Genomic DNA, 18,054 nt, shown 5'->3' with positions numbered 1-18,054 from the left:
CCGGATATTGCACGCGGGGCAGCCGAGCAAGCACCCCTCACTTCGGCACGTTGCGATCGAGATCCTCGAGCCAGGCCGTGGCATTGCCGTCCGACGGCGCGCGCCAGTCGCCGCGCGGGGACAGCGAGCCGCCGGCGACGACCTTCGGCCCGTTCGGCATCGCCGAGCGCTTGAACTGGCTGAAGGCGAAGAAGCGCTTGAGGAACACCTCGAGCCATTTCCTGATGTCGGCGAGCGTATAGGCGTGGCGCTTGTCGGCCGGGAAATGCGGCGGCCAGGCGCCGTCGCCGACATCCTTCCAGGCGTGATGCGCCATGAAGGCGATCTTCGACGGGCGCATGCCGTAGCGCAGCGTGTAGAACAGATTGAAGTCCTGCAGCTCGTAGGGGCCGATCGCGGCCTGCGTGCTCTGCGGCGTCTCGCCCTCCTTCACCGGCACCAGCTCCGGCGAGATCTCCGCCGACAGCACCGCCTCCAGGGTGCGATCGACATCGGTCGAGAACTGATGCGAGGCGATCACCCAACGGATCAGATGCTGGATCAAGGTCTTCGGCACGCCGGCATTGACGTTGTAATGCGCCATCTGATCGCCGACGCCATAGGTGCACCATCCCAGCGCAAGCTCGGAAAGATCGCCGGTGCCGAGCACCAGACCGCCGCGGTCGTTGGCGAGGCGGAACAGATAGTCGGTGCGCAGCCCCGCCTGCACATTCTCGAAGGTGACGTCGTAGACCTGTTCGCCGCGTCCAAACGGATGGCCGATGTCCTTCAGCATCTGCGTCGCCGCCGGTCGGATGTCGAGTTCGGCGGCGTTGACCTGGAGCGAGGCCATCAGCGCATGCGCGTAGGACTTGCTCTGCGCGCCCGTGGCGAAACCGGGCATCGTGTAGGCCAGGATGTTGGTTCTGGGCAGGCCGAGCAGGTCCATCGCCTTGGCAGCGACAATCAGCGCATGCGTCGAGTCGAGGCCGCCGGAGACGCCGATCACGATGTGCTTGGTGCCGGTGGCGCGCAGCCGCTGCGTCAGGCCCGCGACCTGGATGTTGTAGGCCTCGTAGCAGTCCTGATCGAGCCGCGCCGGATCGCTCGGCACGAAGGGAAAGCGCTCGACCTTGCGCCTGAAACCGATGTCGCCCTCGGCCGGCTGCAGCTCGAAGCCGATGCGGCGATAATGCACGCCGGCGTCTTGCGCGCGCGCATTGTCGTCGAACGTCCCCATCAGCGCCCGCTCCTGGCGCAGCAGGTCGAGATCGATATCGGCGAAGATGGTCTGACCGGTCTGGCGGAAGCGCTCGCTCTCGGCGAGCAGCACGCCGTTCTCGAAGATCGAGGTCTGGCCGTCCCAGGCGAGATCGGTGGTGGATTCGCCGACGCCGGCCGCGGCATAGATGTAGGCCGCGAGGCAGCGCGCCGAGGTCGAACGACACAGCAGCGAGCGGGATTCCGCGCGGCCGACCGTGATCGGGCTGCCCGAGAGATTGGCGAGCACGGTGGCGCCGGCGAGCGCAAGCTCGGAGGCCGGCGTCACCGGGATCCACATGTCCTCGCAGATCTCGACGCCGATCACGAGGCCGGCGACGTCGGCTGCGGCGAACAACAGATCCGTGCCGAACGGCGCCATGGTCTCGGCGACCTCGATCATCTCGCCGCGGATGCCGGCGCCGGAGGCGAAATGGCGGCCTTCGTAGAACTCTCGATAGGTCGGCAGATAGATCTTCGGCACCACGCCGAGCACCTCGCCGCGATGGATCACGACGGCGCAATTGTAGATGCGATGGGCGAAGCGCAGCGGCGCGCCGACGATCACGACCGGCATCAGGTCATGCGAGGCTTCGACCAGCGTCAGCAGCCCGCGCTGGACGGCGTCGAGCAGCGCATCCTGCTTGACCAAGTCCTCGATCGCGTAGCCGGACAGGCAGAGCTCCGGAAAAACCGCGACCGCCGTCCCATGGTCGTGGCAGGCGCGCGCCGCCGCCAGGATCGCCGCCGCATTGGCGGTCGGGTTGGCGACGCTGGAGGCCGTGACGCAGGCGGCGACGCGGGCAAAGCCGTGCCGGTAGATCGAATGGAAGTTCATCGGGTCGGTCCATCTCCTGTCGCCCGATCATACGACATGGACCATGACGGGAGCCATAACAAGGACGCCGCACTGTACGCAGGGCTGGCCCCTGTATGCAGCCGTCGATCGCATATGTGATTTGCCGCCCGCACGCGCCAAATATACCAGGAGCAAAGACAAGCGACCGTCAGGGCGGGGGAAAGCGCGTTGACTGCCAGAGCATCCTTCTGCGCCGACGCGGCACGCGCCGCGCTGCTTGGGGCCGGCTTGGCCTTGGCCGTCCTCTTAGCCGTCCCCGCCCTTGCGGCGGATGTGCCCTCGCCATCGCCGGACGGGCTGGCACGCATCACCCGATTCTTCGACGACGAGGTCGCAGCCGGCCGGCTGCCGGGCGCGGTCGTGCTGATCCAGCAGCACGGCCGGCCGGTCTACCTGAAGAGTTTTGGCGTGCGCGACGTCAGAAGCGGCGTGCCGATGACGCCCGATACGATCTTCGCGCTGCATTCGATGACCAAGCCGATCACGAGCCTGGCCGCAATGATGCTGATCGACCAGGGCAGGATGTCGCTCAGCGATCCCGTCGCGAAGTACATTCCGGCGTTCGCCGACGAGAAGGTCGGCGTCGAGGCCACCGGAATGGACGGCTCGCGGGTGCTCAAGCTGGCGCCGCCGGCGCGGCCGGTGACGATCATGGACCTGCTGCGCCACACCTCCGGCATCACCTATGAATATATCGGCGGCGCGCTGATCGAACACGCCTACATGGCGGCGCATCTGTTCGGCGGCCGCTTCGACAATGCCGAGTTCGCCGATCGGATCGCCGCACTGCCTTTGGCGCGCCAGCCGGGAACGCTGTGGCGCTACGGCCATTCGACCGACGTGCTCGGGCGCGTCATCGAAATCGTGTCGGGGCAGACGCTCTATCAGTTCGAGAAGCAGCAGATCCTCGATCCCCTGGGGATGACCAGCACCAAATTCCTGCTGACGACGCCCGAGGAGCAGGCGCGCATGGCCGAGCCGCTGCCGAGCGACCCGATCCTGGTTGCGGCCGAACGCGCCCGGCGCTCCCACCCGGAATGGGAGTCCGGCGGCGGCGGGCTGGTCTCCGACATCACCGACTATGCGCGCTTCGCCCAGATGCTGCTCAACGGCGGCGAGCTCGACGGCACGCGCTATCTCAGCCCCGCGGCCTTCAAGGACATGACGGCGGACCATATCGGTGACGGCTCAGGCGTCGAGCGCGACTTTTTCTATTTTCCGGGCGACGGCTTCGGCTATGGCTATGGACTTGCGGTGCGCGTCGAGCCGGGCGAGGCCAGGCCGCCGCCCCCCGGCTCGATCGGCGAGCTGAAATGGGATTCGGGAAGCGGCACCTATTTCCTCGTCGATCCCAAGATCGACATGCTCTGCATCCTGATGGAGCAGACTCAGAACGAGCGCGGGCGCATTACCCCTGCGTTCACGAAACTGGTCTATGACGCCTTTGCCGCGCCGAATTGACCACGGCACGGCATTCGGTCCAGGCCTGCTCATCATCAGGGATCACAGCGCGGCATGAACCTCTTCGTCATCGGCTTCGGCTACACCGCCCAGCGCTTCGTCGCACGGCACGGCGGCGCGTTCGCGCGCATCTCCGGGACGGTGCGCAGCGTCGACAAGCGCGCGCAACTGGCGCCCTACGACATCGACCTGTTCGACGGCACGCCGCCCGCGACTACGACGCTGGCGAAGGCCGCTGAGGCGGACGTCGTGCTGATTTCGGTGCCGCCCGGACCCGGCGACGATCCGTCCCTGACGGCGTTTGGTGACGCCATCACGACGGGCCGCGCGCGGCGCGTGGTCTATCTCTCCACGGTCGGCGTCTATGGCGATCACAAGGGCGCCTGGATCGACGAGGACACGCCGCTCGCGCCGGAGCATGACCGCGTCCAGGCGCGCGTGCGCGTCGAGGAGGAATGGCGGGCGCGGATCGGCGACCGGCTCGCGGTGCTCCGGCTCGGCGGCATCTATGGGCCCGGGCGCAATGCGCTGGTCGAGCTGCGTGCGGGCCGGGCGCGGCGGATCGTGAAGCCCGGGCAGGTATTCAACCGTATCCATGTCGATGACGCCGCCGGCGCGATCATCGGCGCGATCCGGCGCGACAGCGGCGGCGCCTGGAACATTGTCGACGACGAGCCGGCCCCGCCCCAGGACGTCATCGCCTATGCCGCCGGCCTGATGGGGATCACGCCGCCGCCGGAGCTGCCATTCGACAGCGCCGAGCTGTCGCCGATGGCGAGGAGCTTCTACGCCAGCAACCGGCGCATCCGGAACATCAACTCCAAGCGCGATCTCGGCCTCGTCTTTGCCTATCCGACCTACCGCGCCGGACTGAACGCGCTGTGGGCCGACGGCGAAGGACGCTGAACGCCGAGATTTTGGCGCGCAAACACGAAACCTTTCCCGCTACGGGCGATTGCCTCGAACAGAGATTGTCATGCAGGCCTGACGCGACGAGACGTCGCGCAGTCCTCACGGATCAAAGGATGTTCGACATGCAAGGCGATCAACCCATCAACTGGCTGATGTTCTTCACGCTCGCGGCGGCGATCATCATCGCCGCCGGGGCTTTCCTGGCGTTCCTTCGCTCGCGGCACAATCGCGAGATCGCGGCGGTCGCGCTCGAAGGCGACGGCCGCGGCCGCGGCATGGCGCCGTCAGGCGCGCTGCCCGAACTCGGTGGCGTGTTCGTGCTCGCGCTGATCGTCGGTGGCCTCCTGGTCGCCGGCTATCAGAGCGGCGGTGCGACGCGCTTCGCCGGCGGCGACAAGCCGACACCGGTGCCGACGGCCCCGAGCAATACCGACCGCGGCACCACGGTGGGCGCCGGCGCGGCAATCACCCCGCCGCAAGCGCCGACCATGACCCAGCCATCGCGGCCCGATCCCGACCTGCGCACCGCGCCGGCGTCGTCACCGAGCGGGGCCGGCCCTGAAAGTGGCGGCCATCCGGAGGCCAATCCGCCGGCGAGATGAGACGAGCCTGCTCAGAAAGTACGAAGGCCGCGCGGTGCGCGGCCTTTTTGCAGTCCGAGAGGGCGCTCATTCAGATCGCGGCGGCGACCTTGTCGAGGCCGATGGTGCGGGCGAGCCGGCGGACCTCGTCCTTCTGGTCATCGCGCAGCTGCCACAGCAGCGGCATCGCGGCGGACTTCAGTTGCTGCACCTCGTCCGAATCCGGATCGATCGCGACGGCGCCCGGCTTGACCGCGCCCTGGCGCGCGGTGTGGATTTTGCGGGCGACGGCGCGCAGCGCGGTCTCGACCGCCGGCCAGTAATATTCCTGGCTCGACGACAGCCGCAGCCGGTCCTTGATGCCGGCGATCTGGGTGTCCGACAGCAGCGAATAGGCCTTCTGCACCTCCGGCTTGAGCGGCGCCGGCGCAGGCTCGCTCTTGGCGAGGATCTTCGACTTCGGCACGACCGGCTCGGCGGCGGCGACCGCGGCAGCCTTGGCCATCTCAGGCTCGGCCGGCGCATAGGCATAGGCCTGACGCAGCGTGGTCTTCGTCGCGGCAGTCGGCTGCGACGCCTCGGCAGGCGCCAGTGTGACCATGGCGAGCCGGTCACCCTTGGCGTCACGATTGGAGATCGGGCTCTTCGCCACCACTGGCGGCATCATCGCACCGGCTGACGGCACGCTGTCCCGCATCAGGACGCTCGTCACGGCCGCGCCTGCGATCAGCACGCCCAGCAAAGCGACAAAAGCGATCGACTTCGTCACGCAAATCTCCGTATCCCGGCGGAAAGACCGCACTATGCCGAAAACTGGGAGTTAATTAAGGCTTTACGATGCCACAGAAACACAGAGGCCACCATTCTGCCCTGTGAACATGGCCGATATTTTTTATGCCGCGGAAACGAGCTCCGCCGGCATCTGCAAGTCATAAGCAGCCTGGATGTCGGCGATGATGTCGGAGGCCTCCCACAACGCCGCCGGTTCCACCGAATGCAGGCTGATGGTCCAGTTCCCGCCACGCGCGGTGCGCGGAACGCTCATGATCTCGAACTGGACGCTGCGGCACAGCGGGTGCCGTTGCAGGGCATGCCCGACCCGGATCCGGATCTCCTCGAGCGTCGCGCGCTCCTTGCCCTGCCCCATGTCGATGCCCATCGCGCACGTCCGCCAAATTCAGCCGAGTTCGGCCGTGGCGGATTGTGGGACCGGATGGTTAATGCACGCTTAAGGAGAAAGACCGTGTGCCTCCGCATCAGGACCCCTCCCTGGCGCGGCCATACTCATCAGCCGTGCGCGCCACCAGCGCGGCCACCGTGGGAATGTCGGTGACGCCCGACGTGGCGTGCCCCGCGCTCCAGACGTCGCGCCAGCGCTTCGGCCGTGCTTCGCGCGCGCCAATGTCGATATCGCTGCCGATCTCGATCGCGCCGCGCACCGGCAGGGCATCGGGATCGAGCCCGGCCGCGACGATCGAGGGCCGCAACATGCTGGTCGGCAGACCGGTGAAGGCCGAGGTCAGCAGCACGTCGTCGGCGGAGCTTTCGACCAGCATCGCCTTGTAGCGCTCGTCCGCCGTGCTCTCGCGGGTGGCGATGAACCGGGTGCCCATATAAGCAAGATCGCAGCCCAGCACTTCGGCCGCGCGCAGCGCCACGCCGTCGCTGATGCCGCCGGCGAGCACGATCGGACCGGCGAAGAAGCTCCTGACCGCGCGCACGAAGGCGAAGGGATTGAGCCACCCGGTCTGGCCGCCGGCACCGGCCGTCAGCAGCACCAGGCCATCGGCACCGGCCGCCGCGGCCCGCTCGGCATGCCGGATCGAGACGACGTCGGCAAACACCAGCGCGCCGGCATCATGCAGCGGCGCGACGACCTGCGCCGGCGAGCCGACCGAGGTGATCACGAGTTCCGGCCGATGCCGCAACAGCACCGCGAGATCGTCATGCAGCCGCGTATTCGAGCGATGCACGATCAGGTTTGGGCAGACCGGCGCCGTCGCTTCGCCGCTGGCATCGCTGCTCCGTGCGAGCCGGCCTGCGATCTCGTGCAGCCAACTGTCGAGCTCGTCCGGCGTGCGGCAATTGACGGTCGGGAACGCACCGATCACGCCACTGGCGCAGGCCGCGCTCACCAGTTCGATGCCCGACACCAGGAACATCGGCGCCGCGATCAGCGGCAGGCGCAGCCGCGCCCGCAGGCCGGCCAATGAACTCGTCTGCACCGCATGCCTCCCTGATCCTTTGCCTGACTCAGGGATAACGACGCGGGCGCGGACGATCAATCGTCGCCGAAGAAGCTGAAGCGCGGCGCCTCCATGCCGACCGGCTGCGCCGCATAGGCGCGCGGCGTCGAATCCTCGCGCACGGCCTGCTCGACAGCGCGCAGATCCTGATCGCGGCGCTGGCGGCGGCGCTCGGCGACCTGCCGATGCCGCTCCGCGCGGCGCTGCTCCGCGACGCGCTGGCGCTCGACGTCGCGCGACCTCAGATCCGCGTCCTGAACCTTGTCCGCGGCCTTGTCTTGAATCTTGTCTTGCACCTTCTCTTGCACCTTCGCCTGTGCGCCCTCGGACGAACCGGCCTGCGTATTGGCGGGCGGCGGAGGAACTGCAGCAGCCGCAGCCGTCGTATCGACAGAAGCGGCTTGGGGCTGCGCATTGGTCGACGCCGGGGTCGTGGCGGCCGGCTCTGCCGCCGCCGGCGCCACCTTGATCGGCGCCGTCGCCGCTGCCTGGGTGGCGGCGAGATAGGAGGTTGCGGTTGGGCTCGGCGATGGCGACTCCGGCACGGAGCGCTCGAGCCTGGCCGATTCCGGCGCGCGCGACTTCGGATGCATGCCCTCCGCAATCATCAGCCCACCCCCGAGCCCAGCCGCGACGGCGATGGCGACCGTTCCGACTCCTGCAAAGAAAGCTGTCGAGCTGCGCATGGCCTTGCTCCTTGTTGTTCGGGCGGGCAACGCGGTGCGCGCAGCGATGTTCCGACCGGCACCGCGACCTCGCTTGAGCACAACCGACATTCTGATAGCCTTCGCTGTAAGCCCTGCGATGGAACACGATGGGGGCAATTCGGGAGGACGTTCCATGAGCGATCAGCTCCATTCATTTCCCGTGGTCTGCGAGCAGACCCTGCTTACATTGTCGCGCTACCCATCGCGCACCGCCTTCAGCTGGCCAGGCGGATCCTTGTCCTATCAAGGCGCCGTCGACCTGATCGGACGCTTGCAGAACGTGTTCATGCGCCTCGGCCTGCCGCCGGGAACGCGCGTCGCGTTCCTCACCGCGAACCGCGCCGACAGCTGGTGCGCCGGCATGGCGGCGCAGCTGTCGCGGCTGGCCATCACCTGGCTGCATCCACTGGGATCGCTGGAGGATCAGCTGTTCCAGCTGGCGGATTCGGAGTCTCAGGTGCTGGTGCTCGATGCCGCCGCGTTCCGCGAGCGCGGCGGCGAGCTGGCGTCGCGCGCCGACGGATTGCAGCACGTGTTCACGCTGGGGCCGGCGGACTACGGCGCCGATCTGCTGGCCGCCATCGAGCAGGCTGGCCACGCCAGCGCGCGCAACTTCGCCGTCCCTGCGGACATCGCGACCCTGAACTACACCGGCGGCACCACCGGAAAGTCGAAAGGCGCGCTGCGCTCTCACCGTGAATATGGCGGCTTCGCCACCGCGATCCTGGCCGATTTCGAGATTCCCGACCGCGCACGTTATCTGACGGTGGCGCCGATCAGCCATGTCGCCGGCACCAAGGTGCTGCCGACGCTGATGCGCGGCGGCACGGTGCACATGCTCAAGAGCTTCGATCCGGAGGCGGTGCTGGCGACCATCACGCGCGAGCGCATCAATTTCACGCTGTTCGTGCCGACCATGATCTACGTGCTGCTCGATCATCCCGCGCTGGCAAAGACTGACCTGTCGTCGCTGGAGCTCGTGCTGTACGGCGCCTCGGCGATGTCGCCGACGCGGCTGGTCGAAGGCATCGAGCGCATCGGAGCGGTGTTCTCGCAGCTCTACGGCCAGACCGAATGCTATCCGGTCTCGGTGCTGCGCAAGGCCGACCATGATCCGAAGCAGCCGGAGCTGTTTTTGTCGTGCGGCTTCCCGATCGCCGCCTGCGAGGTCAAGATCCTCGATGACGACGACCAGGAGGTGGCGCAGGGCCAAGCCGGCGAGATCTGCGTGCGCGCGCCGCACGTGATGACGGAATACTGGAAGCGGCCGGACATCACCGCCGAAACCCTGAAGAACGGCTGGCTGCACACCGGCGACATCGCCCGCCGCGACGAGCGCGGCTACATCTACATCCTCGACCGCAAGAAGGACATGATCGTCTCCGGCGGCTTCAACATTTTTCCGCGCGAAATCGAAGACGTGCTGACGCAGCATGCCGATGTTGCGATGTGCGCTGTCGTCGGCGTGCCCGACGACAAATGGGGCGAGGCCGTCACCGCGATCGTGGTGCCGCGCGCCGGCGCGCAGATCGACGCGAGCGAGCTGATCGAGCTGGTGAAGGCACGCAAGGGCTCCGCACACGCGCCGAAGCGGATCGAGTTCGTGAAGGAGCTGCCGGTGACCGGCGTCGGCAAGATCGACAAGAAGGTGCTGCGCGCGCGGTATTGGGAAGGGCGTGGGCGGATGGTGGGGTAGCATGAGGCGCAGGCCTGGCGGGCTCGCTTGCTCCGCCGGCAATTCCATTCTCCGCCGCGCTCCACAGCCGCGAGCGGTTGCGGGCGATCATTCTATTTCAAAACACCGGGCGACGCGCCAAGGTTACCCATGAACGTCATGATGAGCGGGGGCGATCGTCCGCGGGCCATGGCCCGCCAGAGCCACGGCGCCTACTTCTTCCCCTTCATCATGTTCAGTTTCACCGCCACGCCTATCAGCGCCTTGAATGCCTTCTCATCGATCTCGTCGCCTTCGTGAATGTCGATGGCGCGGCGGGTGTTGCCGTCGAGGCTGGCGTTGAAGAGGCCTTTCGGGTCCGGCAGCGCGGCGCCCCTGAGGAAGGTGAGCTTCACCGCCGCCTTGTAGGTCTCGCCGGTGCAGATGATGCCGGCATGCGACCATACGGGGACGCCACGCCACTTCCATTCTTCCACGACGTCCGGGTCCGCTTGTTTGATCAGGCTGCGGACGCGCGCCAGCATCGCGCCGCGCCAATCGCCGAGGTCCCTGATCCGGGCGTCGATCAGCTCCGACGGAGACTGGCTCCCCTCATCGACATTCGTCGCTTTCATTGATTTCGCCATGACGCTTGTTCCCCACCTGCTTGTAGTTCCACCTGCGTGTAGTTCGCAGTGCGCCGTATTTATACGGCTCGCCTCGACTGCTCAAGTTTAGAGCAATCTTTATAACTCGAAGGCCTAATCAGCCGCACGGGTATACCACGACGCCTCAACGTTGAGCGCTCGGTGCCCCCATTTGCAGCAACGCCCCCCCCCGCGAGCAGGCTGCACTCAATCCCTGAAACGATCGAAGCTGGAGTTGCAGATGCCGTCCTTTTCCAACCTGTCCATTCGCAACAAGGTGCTGCTGGCCTTTGGCATCGTGCTGATCACGGCCATGGGGCTCGGCGGCTTCTCGATCGATCGGCTGGGCAACGTCAACGGCTCGGCCGCCGAGGTTCGCGACAACTGGCTGCCGGCGACCGGCTGGCTCGGCACCATCTCCAAGGCCGTGGAACAATATCGCGCGCGCGAGGGCGCGCTGCTGCTGGCGCCCGCCGCCGAGAAGGATCGCCAGGAGCAGCTGCTCAAGGAAAGCCTGCAGCTGTTCGACCAGACCTGGCGTCTTTATGAGCCGACTGTCACGACGTCGGAGGAGAAGGCGCTGGTGGCCGCGTTCAAGAGGCCGTGGACCTCCTATGTCGAAGGCGGCAAGCAGCTGATGGAGTTGGCGCGCAAGAACCAGATCGAGGCCGCGACGGCGCTGTACGTCGGCAAGCTGCGGGACGATTTCAACGAAGCACGCAAGGCGCTCGAAAAGGACCTGGCGTGGAACGTCGAGCAGGGCAAGGCGGAGGCCGACCGGGGCGCCGCCGTGTATCAGTCCGCGCGCAGCTGGATCCTGGCTGTGATCGCGCTGGCTGCCTTGCTCTGCATCGCCATGGGGTATCTCATCGTGTCGGGCGTGGCACGCCCGATCACCGCCATGACGGAGGTGATGCGCCGGCTCGCCGGCGGCGACATGTCGGCTCACATTCCCGGCGCCGAGCGCAAGGACGAAATCGGCAACATGGCGAGCGCCGTGCTGGTGTTCAAGAACAACGCCATCGAGACCGAGAAGCTGCGCGCCGAGCAGGCGGAGGCGGAGAAGCTTGCGGCCGAGCGGCGCAAGCGCGACATGCACGAGCTTGCCAATAGTTTTGAGGGCGCGGTCGGACAGATCATCGAGACCGTCTCCTCCGCCTCGACCGAGCTCGAGGCGTCGGCGTCGACGCTGACATCGACCGCCGAACGCACGCAGCAGCGCACCACCGCCGTCGCCGCGGCGTCCGAAGAGGCCTCCACCAACGTCCAATCGGTCGCGTCGGCCACGGAGGAGCTGAGCTCCTCGGTCAACGAAATCAGCCGCCAGGTGCAGGACTCCGCGCGGATGGCCAACGAGGCCGTCGATCAGGCGCGCAAGACCAACGATCGGGTCAGCGAGCTGTCGAAAGCGGCCGCGCGCATCGGCGACGTCGTCGAGCTGATCAACACCATCGCCGGGCAGACCAACCTGCTCGCCCTGAACGCGACCATCGAAGCTGCGCGGGCCGGCGACGCCGGCCGCGGCTTCGCGGTGGTGGCCTCGGAGGTCAAGGCGCTGGCCGAGCAGACCGCGAAGGCGACCGGCGAGATCGGCCAGCAGATTTCCGGCATCCAGGCGGCGACCCAGGACTCGGTCGGCGCCATCAAGGAGATCAGCGGCACCATCGAAAAGCTGTCGGAGATTGCCTCGACCATCGCCGCGGCGGTGGAGGAACAGGGCGCCGCGACGCAGGAGATCTCACGCAACGTGCAGCAGGCCGCGCAGGGGACGCATGACGTATCCGCCAACATCTCCGACGTGCAGCGCGGCGCCAGCGAGACCGGCTCCGCGTCGTCCCAGGTGCTGTCGGCCGCGCAGTCGCTGTCGCAGGACAGCAACCGGCTGAAGCTGGAGGTCGGACGCTTTCTCAGCACGGTGCGGGCGGCGTAGTGATCGCCGCCATGTGAGAGAACTTGGGAACAAGAATTGTCGAGCGTATCCATCTGCGACACGGACGGTCGGCTCCCTCTCCCCGTTCTTCACGGGGAGAGGGTTGGGATGAGGGGCAACCGCACGGGCGGTGCGCGCGGTCAGACCTGTACCCCCTCACCCGGATTGCATCTACGATGCAATCCGACCTCTCCCCGCCCTAGCGAAGCTTCGCTTCGCCCTGGCGGGGCGAGGTGAACTGCGCGGACCGCGAGGCCTGTGCTCCACATCTCTCTGCCTGGCGAAACCTCACCCGCATCCAGGAGCGACTGATTAGTTCATTCCCCTCACCGCTTCTCGATCACCAGGCTCTGCACCACGCGGCCGAAATAGCCCCTGGCATCACCGAGCCGCGCCATCGCGAGGCCCGCCCCGTCCGGGCCGATCCAGCTTTCGGCATCGAGCAGGATCCAGTCGCCGACCGGCTCGCGCGCCATGTTGACGGTGAGATCGGCGTTGAGGAAAGTGTAGCTGTGGAAGTCGAGCGCGGCCGAGGTGCCGTTGCAGAAATCGCTCGCGATGACAGCGCGCATCGCCTGCGATACGGCATGGCCTTCCACCAGCGGCCAGTCGACGCGGTACCAGATCGCGCCCGGTCCCCTGACGCCGAACCGGCCGCGCGCGGCGCGCAGGGTCATGCCGCGCACGAACGGGCTGGTGGAGAAATCGGCGGGCTCGGGCGTGGCATCATCAGGGCCGGGCAGATCGACCGGCAGCTCGCGGACGTCATCCGGCAGCGGCACGGCATCCTGCCTGATCTTCAGCACCGTCGCCGTCACCACTACGGTATCGCCGGCGCGCAGGCGCACCGCCGAGAGCTGGATCTTGCGGCCCTCGCGCAGCACCTCGGTCTCGACGCTGAGTTCGGTAAGCGGCACAGGCCGCATCAGATCGATGGTGACGCGGGCGATGCGCATCGGCGACTTTGTCGGAATGCGTTCGGCCGCCCACACGGCCAGCGCCGAGGGCGCGGACCCATGCTGCATGCTCGGGTCCCACGGCCCCGCGGCATCGGGACTGACGATGACGTGATCGTTTGCGACGCGGAAGATCGGCTGCATCAGCGCGCGCCTCGCCACGCGTCACCCTGCGCTGGCAAAGGCGCGGTCGGCGCCATTCGGCAGTTCGATGTCGACCTCGAGCGTCGAGACATGTTTTCCCCGGTCCATGCGAACGATGACCTTGTCGGGATCGAGTACCACATGGCGCGAAACCACGGCGAGGATTTCCTCGCGCAGCTGCATCAGGAGATCAGGCTGGCCGCGCAGGCTGCGCTCGTGCGCCAGCAGGATTTGCAGCCGCTCCCGCGCGACCGGCGCAGAGGCCGCACGTCCGGCAAAGAGCCGCAATACGCTCATGCAGCCCTCCGTCCCAGCAGCAGGTTCATCAGGCCCTTGCGCTCGCTCGGGATCTGCATCTCGACCTCCTCGCCGAGCAGGCGGCGCATCGCGTCGTGATAGGCGCGGGCGGGCGCGCTGGCGGGGCTGTTGAGCGTCACCGGACAGCCGACGTTCGAGGCGCGCAGCACGTCCTGGCTCTCCGGCACGATGCCGAGCAGCGGCGTCGCCAGGATCTCCAGCACGTCGTCGATCGACAGCATCTCGCCGCGCGCGGCGCGGCCGGGATCGTAGCGCGTGATGAGGATGTGCTTCTCGACGCGCTCGCCGTTCTCGGCGCGCACCGTCTTCGAATCGAGCATGCCGATGATGCGGTCGGAATCGCGCACCGACGACACCTCGGGATTGGTGACGATGATCGCCTCGTCCGCATAGCGCATCGCCAGCATCGCGCCGCGCTCGATGCCGGCGGGGCTGTCGCACACCACCCAGTCGAACGTCTTGCGCAGCTCGGTGATGACGCGGCCGACGCCGTCCTCGGTCAGCGCGTCCTTGTCCTTGGTCTGCGAGGCCGGCAGCAGCCACAGATTCTCCAGCCGCTTGTCGCGGATCAGCGCCTGCGGCAGCTTGGCGACGCCGTGCACGACGTTGATGAGGTCGAACACCACGCGGCGCTCGGCGCCGAGGACGAGATCGAGATTGCGCAGCCCGACGTCGAAATCGACCACGACGACCTTCTCGCCGGCCTGCGCCAGCGCCGCGCCCATCGCCGCCGTCGTGGTGGTCTTTCCGACGCCACCCTTGCCCGACGTCACAACAAGTACTTTCGCCATCTCTCCAATCCTCCTGCTACTCAGTTCAATGCAACGATCTTCATGGAATGACCTTCGAGCCGGGCCTGCGCGGCCCGGCCGCGCAATGCGGCGTCGATCTGCTCCGCGGTCTGGTAGTAGCCGTCGATCGCGACCAGCTCGGCCTCGATCTTCTGGCAGTAGATGCGCGCCGCCGAATTGCCGTTGATGCCGGCCATGGCGCGGCCACGCAGCGCGCCGTAGACATGGATCGAGCCGCCGGCGACGATCTCGGCGCCGGACGACACCGCGCCGAGCACCGTGACGTCGCCATCGGGAAACACGATCGACTGGCCGGAGCGCACCGGCTGATCGAGCAGCAGCGAAGTCGGCTGCTGCAGCTGTGGCTTCTCCGGCTCGATCTCCTGCACGGCGCAGTGACGGCCGCCCGACAACAGAGGCGGCATGCCGAGCGACAGCCGCGCCTGCTCGACGCCTTCGAGACCGAGCACGCGGATGTTGCGCGACTCGATGCTCTTGATGAGGTGGGTGATGGCGAGCGGACTGAGATCGACCGCGGAGAGATCGAGCACGATCGGCTTGCCGACGAAGAAGCCGGGCGAGCCTTTGAGCGTCGCATCGAGCTCGCTGAGCCAATCGGCAATCGGCACGACCGGCGAGAACACGAAGGCGACGTAGGAGCGCCCGCGCAGACGAATAACAGGACGCACCGTTTCAGCGCTGGCACTCATGACCATCCGACCCAACCCTTCTTAGTGATTGGTTAACTGTCGGCGCCAGATGGTTAACAGATGGTTAAATCGACGCTAAGCCGCTCGAAAATCGACAGCGGCCTGCCCGACATAGTTCGATGATGATCGAATCAAGGCGCAATCTTGGCACGAATGAGACGCAATTTCCGAACATCTGCGTCAAGACCTGTCACGCCTCATTTTAATCACATCATGATGATAACTTTAACGTACATATAATGCGGAACCGACGGCTTTAGACGGTTCCGATCAATTGACACTCGTCAGGGGGCGGGGCATGGGATCGATAGAGGCGCTGAAGGCACGGCAAACGTGCCAGGGCGCCTTGCAGGAAGAGACCGCTGGCGTGCGATCGGTGATCGACGCAAAACGTCTGATTCTGCGAGTGATTTCGTGTCAACTGAAGTGGCAGACCGCTCCCGCTCTTCGTTTGAAATTCATCTCATACGACCGTGGCAGAAGCGTATCAGTTTACCGGAATCGAGCGTCAGAGGAGTAGCGTATGAGTTCGTTGAGTGAACAGAATCCGATGAACCCGCAGGATCCGCTGCACTATGCGCCGCGCTGGTTGCGCGAACGCCCGGAGGCAGCGCGTCTATCTCTCGTCGGCGACAACGCCAAGGCAGCGGAGGCGGCCGAGCGTCCCGCTTCGGGACAGCAACAAGGACCGCTCGATGCTCGCTTGGAGACCGCCGTGTTCGAATCCCTTCGCCAGTCGTTGAATCCGCAAGTCATGCGCGAGCCGCCGGATCTCGAGCGTGAGCGCGACCGCCGCTCGGTCGTGTTCAAGATCGCCGGCCGTTTCGCCGCCGCAACCGGTGTCGCCGCCGTGGTCGCGCTGTTCTTCGTCAACATCGTTCCGGTGTGGCGCCAGCCCGATGCGAGCTCGTCCTTCGTCGCTGCCGTGCAGTCGATGAAGACGTTGCCGCCGGTCGCGGCCGATGTGCAGGACGCCAAGGCGGACCAGACCAGCTCGCTCCCGGAGCGCGCGGAAGCCCCGGCGCCGGCCTTGTCGCAGTTCAAGTCCCTGCTCGCCTCGGATGCCCAGGCACCGGCGGCGGAAGCCGAGACTCCCGAGAAGCCCATGCTGCAGCAGTTCATGCAGTGGAACCAGAAGACCGGCCAGATGGAGCGGGTTCGCTAAACTCGCTGTTTCTGAGCCGGATTCAAGCACCTCGCACAAGGCGATCATGATCGACGTCCTACCGCAGAAAGCGGCAGCACGCGGTCCGTTAGCTCACGCCCGTATCGCAGCGATCCTGCTCGGGACCATCGTGGCCAGCGGAGCCCTAGCCGCGCCCGGCGAGAATGTGAGCGTGGCGCGCCAGCTCGGCAGCCGCGTCGGGCCGATCATTGGTTCGGCGCTCGCCTGCCGCGATATCGCCCGGCCGCGCATTCAGGCTATCATCGAGAAATTCCAGCTCGTCATCCGCGAAGCGGCCGCTGATGAGGCCGATCGTGACGAGTTGACCCGCCTGCTCGATCGCTATGTGGCGGAAGGTCGCAGCCTGATCACGACAGGCCGGATGGATTGCCGCAGCGCCGACCGCCAGCTCGCCGATCTCGAACAGTCCATCGCCGCACCCGCAGCGGTGCGATCAAACCTGCCGGGCGTGACGATCGCACCGTCGAGCGCGCACGCCGCGACCGCGCCGGCGCAGCTTCTGCCGCCCGTGGTCGAGACCCGTGGCGTCACCCAGAACGACATCAAGTTCGGCATGGTGATCCCTTACGGCGGCGCCGTGAAGGAGAGCGGACGGCAGCTGAAGATCGGGGTCGAGGCCGCCTTCAACCGCATCAACGAGGCCGGCGGCGTCAATGGCCGCGTGCTCAAGCTCGTCACCGCCGACGACGGCTACGACCCGTCGCGCACGCTCGATGCGATGAAGCAGCTGTATGAGAAGGACCAGGTGTTCGGCTTCATCGGCAATTTCGGTTCGGCCACCGCGGCGGTCGCGATTCCCTACGCACTGGAGCGGCGCGCACTGTTCTTCGCGCCCTACACCGGCGCCAATGTCGGGCGTCACGATCCGCCGGACCGCTACGTCTTCAACTACCGGCCGAGCTACGCCGAGGAGACCGACGCGCTCGTCCGCTATCTCGTGAAGATGCGCAAGCTGCAGCCGCGCCAGATCGTCGTCTTCGCCCAGAACGACGCCTTCGGCGACGCGGGCTTCGCCGGTGTATCCAAGGCCTTCCGCACCCTCGGCGCCAACGAGAACGCGATCGTGCGGGTCAACTATCCGCGCAACAGCGTCGACGTCGACGACGCCATCACCCAGCTCAGGCTGCTGAAGACGCCGGTCCGGGCCGTAATCATGCTCGCCACCTCGCGCGCGGCCGCCAAGTTCATCGAGAAGGCGCGCGACGTGTTCCCGGGCGCGGTCTTCGCCAACATCTCGGCAGTCGACGGCTCGGCGCTCGCGAGCGAGCTGATGCTGCTCGGCCCGCGCTATGCCGAGGGGGTCATCGTCACCCAGACGGTGCCGGGCGTCTCCGGCTATTCGAGCCTGGTGCTGGAGTACAAGAACGCGCTGGCGAAGTACTTCCCGGGCGAGCCCGCGGACTACATGTCGCTCGAGGGCTACATCTCGGCGAGCATCCTGATCGAGGGATTGAAGCGCGCCGGCCGCAGCTTCGACACCGAGCAGGTGGTCGATACGCTCGAGACCATGCGCAATGTCGACCTGGGACTTGGCGTTCAGCTCGGCTTCGGCCGCGCCGAACACCAGGCCTCGCACAAGATCTGGGGCACCGCGCTGGACGAAACCGGCAACTATCAGCCCATCGAGCTTGACTAGGATACCGCTGGAAGGGAGCCGGCACCCGCTACGACGGATAAAAACGCGACAGAGAAACCCGACATTAATTCGAAATG

17 protein-coding genes are annotated in these 18,054 nt (G+C 66.6%); 7 read left to right on the top strand and 10 right to left on the bottom strand.

Annotated features, from left to right (window positions below; translation table 11 throughout):
- Positions 1–37 precede the first annotated feature (37 nt).
- On the bottom strand, positions 38–2,077 hold the full coding sequence (locus S58_RS05200; RefSeq protein WP_015664196.1) for an NAD(+) synthase: 2,040 nt from the start codon (positions 2,075–2,077) through the stop codon (positions 38–40).
- A gap of 189 nt (positions 2,078–2,266) precedes the next feature.
- Between S58_RS05200 and S58_RS05195 the strand changes: the two genes are divergently transcribed.
- The 3 genes from S58_RS05195 to S58_RS05185 all read left to right on the top strand — a co-directional run bounded on the left by S58_RS05195 (position 2,267) and on the right by S58_RS05185 (position 5,073).
- Positions 2,267–3,559 (top strand): serine hydrolase domain-containing protein, encoded by a 1,293-nt coding sequence (locus tag S58_RS05195; RefSeq protein WP_377813050.1) that lies wholly within the window; start codon positions 2,267–2,269, stop codon positions 3,557–3,559.
- A gap of 54 nt (positions 3,560–3,613) precedes the next feature.
- Positions 3,614–4,465, top strand: a complete 852-nt coding sequence (locus S58_RS05190; protein ID WP_015664194.1) for an NAD-dependent epimerase/dehydratase family protein — start codon at positions 3,614–3,616, stop codon at positions 4,463–4,465.
- Between the two features lie 128 nt (positions 4,466–4,593).
- A complete protein-coding gene (locus S58_RS05185; RefSeq protein WP_042340562.1) occupies positions 4,594–5,073 on the top strand; it encodes a hypothetical protein in 480 nt (159 codons plus the stop codon).
- Positions 5,074–5,143: 70 nt separating this feature from the next.
- On the opposite strand, the gene S58_RS05180 is transcribed toward S58_RS05185, so the two are convergent.
- The 4 genes from S58_RS05180 to S58_RS05165 all read right to left on the bottom strand — a co-directional run bounded on the left by S58_RS05180 (position 5,144) and on the right by S58_RS05165 (position 7,984).
- Positions 5,144–5,764, bottom strand: a complete 621-nt coding sequence (locus tag S58_RS05180; protein WP_083938793.1) for a hypothetical protein — start codon at positions 5,762–5,764, stop codon at positions 5,144–5,146.
- 180 nt (positions 5,765–5,944) lie between these two features.
- A complete protein-coding gene (locus S58_RS05175) occupies positions 5,945–6,211 on the bottom strand; it encodes a hypothetical protein (protein ID WP_015664191.1) in 267 nt (88 codons plus the stop codon).
- 97 nt (positions 6,212–6,308) lie between these two features.
- Complete coding sequence (locus tag S58_RS05170) at positions 6,309–7,277, bottom strand: NAD(P)H-dependent flavin oxidoreductase (RefSeq protein WP_015664190.1); 969 nt, start codon at positions 7,275–7,277, stop codon at positions 6,309–6,311.
- A gap of 56 nt (positions 7,278–7,333) precedes the next feature.
- Complete coding sequence (locus tag S58_RS05165) at positions 7,334–7,984, bottom strand: hypothetical protein (protein ID WP_015664189.1); 651 nt, start codon at positions 7,982–7,984, stop codon at positions 7,334–7,336.
- A gap of 154 nt (positions 7,985–8,138) precedes the next feature.
- Between S58_RS05165 and S58_RS05160 the strand changes: the two genes are divergently transcribed.
- Complete coding sequence (locus tag S58_RS05160; protein ID WP_015664188.1) at positions 8,139–9,701, top strand: AMP-binding protein; 1,563 nt, start codon at positions 8,139–8,141, stop codon at positions 9,699–9,701.
- A gap of 191 nt (positions 9,702–9,892) precedes the next feature.
- Here the strand turns inward: S58_RS05160 and S58_RS05155 are convergent, their stop codons facing one another.
- Positions 9,893–10,294: a DUF1801 domain-containing protein gene (locus tag S58_RS05155; protein ID WP_144058244.1), complete on the bottom strand. Its 402-nt coding sequence runs from the start codon at positions 10,292–10,294 to the stop codon at positions 9,893–9,895.
- Positions 10,295–10,547: 253 nt separating this feature from the next.
- On the opposite strand from S58_RS05155, the gene S58_RS05150 reads away from it, so the two are divergent.
- Entirely contained in the window at positions 10,548–12,236 is a 1,689-nt protein-coding gene (locus S58_RS05150; protein ID WP_015664186.1) for a methyl-accepting chemotaxis protein, read from the top strand.
- A gap of 326 nt (positions 12,237–12,562) precedes the next feature.
- Here the strand turns inward: S58_RS05150 and S58_RS05145 are convergent, their stop codons facing one another.
- From S58_RS05145 to minC, 4 genes are read right to left on the bottom strand one after another with little or no spacing between them, the layout of a single operon-like run.
- Positions 12,563–13,336, bottom strand: coding sequence for a thioesterase family protein (locus S58_RS05145; RefSeq protein WP_015664185.1), 774 nt, complete (start codon positions 13,334–13,336; stop codon positions 12,563–12,565).
- A gap of 21 nt (positions 13,337–13,357) precedes the next feature.
- On the bottom strand, positions 13,358–13,633 hold the full coding sequence (gene minE / locus S58_RS05140) for a cell division topological specificity factor MinE (protein WP_015664184.1): 276 nt from the start codon (positions 13,631–13,633) through the stop codon (positions 13,358–13,360).
- A complete protein-coding gene (gene minD / locus S58_RS05135) occupies positions 13,630–14,445 on the bottom strand; it encodes a septum site-determining protein MinD (protein WP_015664183.1) in 816 nt (271 codons plus the stop codon). The genes minE and minD overlap by 4 nt, the downstream gene beginning before the upstream one ends.
- Before the next feature lie 20 nt (positions 14,446–14,465).
- Complete coding sequence (gene minC / locus S58_RS05130; protein WP_015664182.1) at positions 14,466–15,161, bottom strand: septum site-determining protein MinC; 696 nt, start codon at positions 15,159–15,161, stop codon at positions 14,466–14,468.
- 517 nt (positions 15,162–15,678) lie between these two features.
- Here minC and S58_RS38920 point away from each other — a divergent pair.
- Together S58_RS38920 and S58_RS05120 are read left to right on the top strand one after the other, a co-directional pair.
- Positions 15,679–16,320 carry a hypothetical protein gene (locus S58_RS38920; RefSeq protein WP_015664181.1) on the top strand — a complete coding sequence of 214 codons (642 nt, stop codon included), beginning with the start codon at positions 15,679–15,681 and terminating at the stop codon, positions 16,318–16,320.
- A 46-nt stretch (positions 16,321–16,366) separates the two neighbouring features.
- Complete coding sequence (locus S58_RS05120) at positions 16,367–17,977, top strand: ABC transporter substrate-binding protein (protein WP_015664180.1); 1,611 nt, start codon at positions 16,367–16,369, stop codon at positions 17,975–17,977.
- Positions 17,978–18,054 lie beyond the last annotated feature (77 nt).

This window comes from Bradyrhizobium oligotrophicum S58 (assembly GCF_000344805.1).
GTDB classification, from domain to species: domain Bacteria; phylum Pseudomonadota; class Alphaproteobacteria; order Rhizobiales; family Xanthobacteraceae; genus Bradyrhizobium; species Bradyrhizobium oligotrophicum.
The sequence above is the reverse complement of the archived record's forward strand: the minus strand, read 5'-3'. Positions and strand labels throughout refer to the sequence as shown.